Annotated in this window: 2 protein-coding genes; both read left to right on the plus strand. The window is 67.4% G+C overall.

The annotated features are described in order from the left end of the window. Window positions 1–405: hypothetical protein (locus tag K206_RS44045; RefSeq protein WP_020206852.1), on the plus strand; the 405-nt coding region annotated here is incomplete at its 5' end. Window positions 406–486: 81 nt separating this feature from the next. Then, window positions 487–1,944, plus strand: a complete 1,458-nt coding sequence (gene gatB / locus K206_RS0134635) for an Asp-tRNA(Asn)/Glu-tRNA(Gln) amidotransferase subunit GatB (RefSeq protein ID WP_020206853.1) — start codon at window positions 487–489, stop codon at window positions 1,942–1,944. Window positions 1,945–2,026 lie beyond the last annotated feature (82 nt).

Here is a 2,026-nt window from a genome sequence, read left to right on the forward strand (position 1 = left end):
GCGGCGTGCATCCCGCTGCCGCGCTTCGGCCGGCCCACGCCCATCGCCAGCCGCGACATCGACCTCGCCGGCGACTGCCGCCGCACCGAGGAAGACGGCTTCCGCGAGGACGCGCAGCTGCGCGTGGCGGACAACACCGTGCAGCAGTTGTCGTGGAAGCTGTGGGTAGGCAAGCGCGGCTCGTGCAGCTTCAACCTGGCCGAGTTCCGCCAGACGCAGAAGAAGCCGCACATCGAGCTGCGCGCCAACGACGGCAGCGCCTGCAAGCTGATGGTCTGGCAGGACCCGCGCCGCGTCACGCTCGCGCACGCCAACTGCCAGCAGCGCTGCTCGCCCGGCATCTACGAGGAAGCCTGGCCGGTGATGTTCGAGCCCGGCACCGGCGGCTGCGCGCAGACGCGCTAGCGGCGCGACGGAATACGCAACAGCACGCAGCAACACGCACCGAATACGACGTACACGACGAATACGAACAGGAATACCGCCATGCAATGGGAAGTGGTGATCGGCCTCGAGACGCACACGCAGCTGTCGACGGCCTCCAAGATTTTCTCCGGCAGCTCCACCGCCTTCGGCGCGGCGCCGAACACGCAGGCCTCGCCGGTCGACCTGGCGCTGCCCGGCGTGCTGCCGGTGCTCAACCGCGGCGCGGTCGAGCGCGCCATCCAGTTCGGCCTGGCCATCGGCGCCACCATCGCGCCGCGCAGCATCTTCGCGCGCAAGAACTACTTCTACCCCGACCTGCCCAAGGGCTACCAGATCAGCCAGTACGAGATCCCGGTGGTGCAGGGCGGCAGCATCAGCATCCAGGTCGAAGGCAAGAAGGGCGAGACCTACGAGAAGACCGTGCAGCTCACGCGCGCCCACCTCGAGGAAGACGCCGGCAAGTCGCTGCACGAAGACTTCGCCGGCATGACCGGCATCGACCTGAACCGCGCCGGCACGCCGCTGCTGGAAATCGTCACCGAGCCCGACATGCGCAGCGCCGCCGAAGCCGTGGCCTATGCCAAGGCGCTGCACGCGCTGGTGACGTGGCTGGGCATCTGCGACGGCAACATGCAGGAAGGCAGCTTCCGCTGCGACGCCAACGTGTCGGTGCGCCCGTACGGCAGCCCCAAGCTCGGCACGCGCCGCGAGATCAAGAACCTCAATTCGTTCCGCTTCCTGCAGCAGGCCATCGAGTATGAAGTGCAGTGGCAGATCGCCGAGATCGAGGACGGCCGCGAGATCCAGCAGGCCACCGTGCTGTTCGACCCCGACACCGGCGAGACGCGCGCCATGCGCACCAAGGAAGACGCGCACGACTACCGCTACTTCCCCGACCCCGACCTGCTGCCGCTGGACATCGACGCCGCCTGGATCGAGCGCGTGAAGGCCGCCCTGCCCGAACTGCCCGCCGCCATGCAGGCGCGCCTGGTGTCGCAATACGGCCTGTCCGCCTACGACGCCAGCGTGCTGACCGCCTCCAAGCCGCTCGCCAGCTACTTCGAAGCCGTGGTCGCCGAAGCCGGCGCCGCCAACGCCAAGCCCGCCGCCAACTGGCTGATGGGCGACGTGTCCTCGCTGCTCAACCGCGAAGGCATCGCGCTCGACGACGCCCCGGTCAAACCCGCCCAACTGGCCAGGCTGCTGGTGCGCATCGCCGACGGCACGGTCTCCAACAACACCGCCAAGAAAGACGTGTTCCCCGCCATGTGGGCCGGCGAAGAAGGCAGCGACGCCGACGCCATCATCGCCGCCAGGGGCCTCAAGCAGATGTCCGACTCCGGCGAGCTGGAAAAGATCATCGACGACGTGCTGGCCGCCAACGCCAAGTCGGTGGAGGAATTCCGGGCCGGCAAGGAGAAGGCGTTCAATGCCCTGGTCGGGCAGGCCATGAAGGCGACCAAGGGGAAGGGGAACCCGGCGCAGGTCAATGAGTTGTTGAGGAAGAAGTTGGGGTGAGGGGTGGGGTTGGGGTTCTAAGTCGAAAGCTACGGCTTGGCTTCAAAGGCCACCACTGCTTGAGCTTCCCCGGAAATTTCGC

Origin of the sequence: Cupriavidus sp. WS (genome assembly GCF_000395345.1) — a bacterium.
Taxonomy (GTDB): domain Bacteria; phylum Pseudomonadota; class Gammaproteobacteria; order Burkholderiales; family Burkholderiaceae; genus Cupriavidus; species Cupriavidus basilensis_B.

What these genes read in the sequence shown, in the direction of transcription:
- gatB (WP_020206853.1), top strand. Translation starts at nt 487, where the DNA reads ATGCAATGGGAAGTGGTGATCGGCCTCGAGACGCACACGCAGCTGTCG.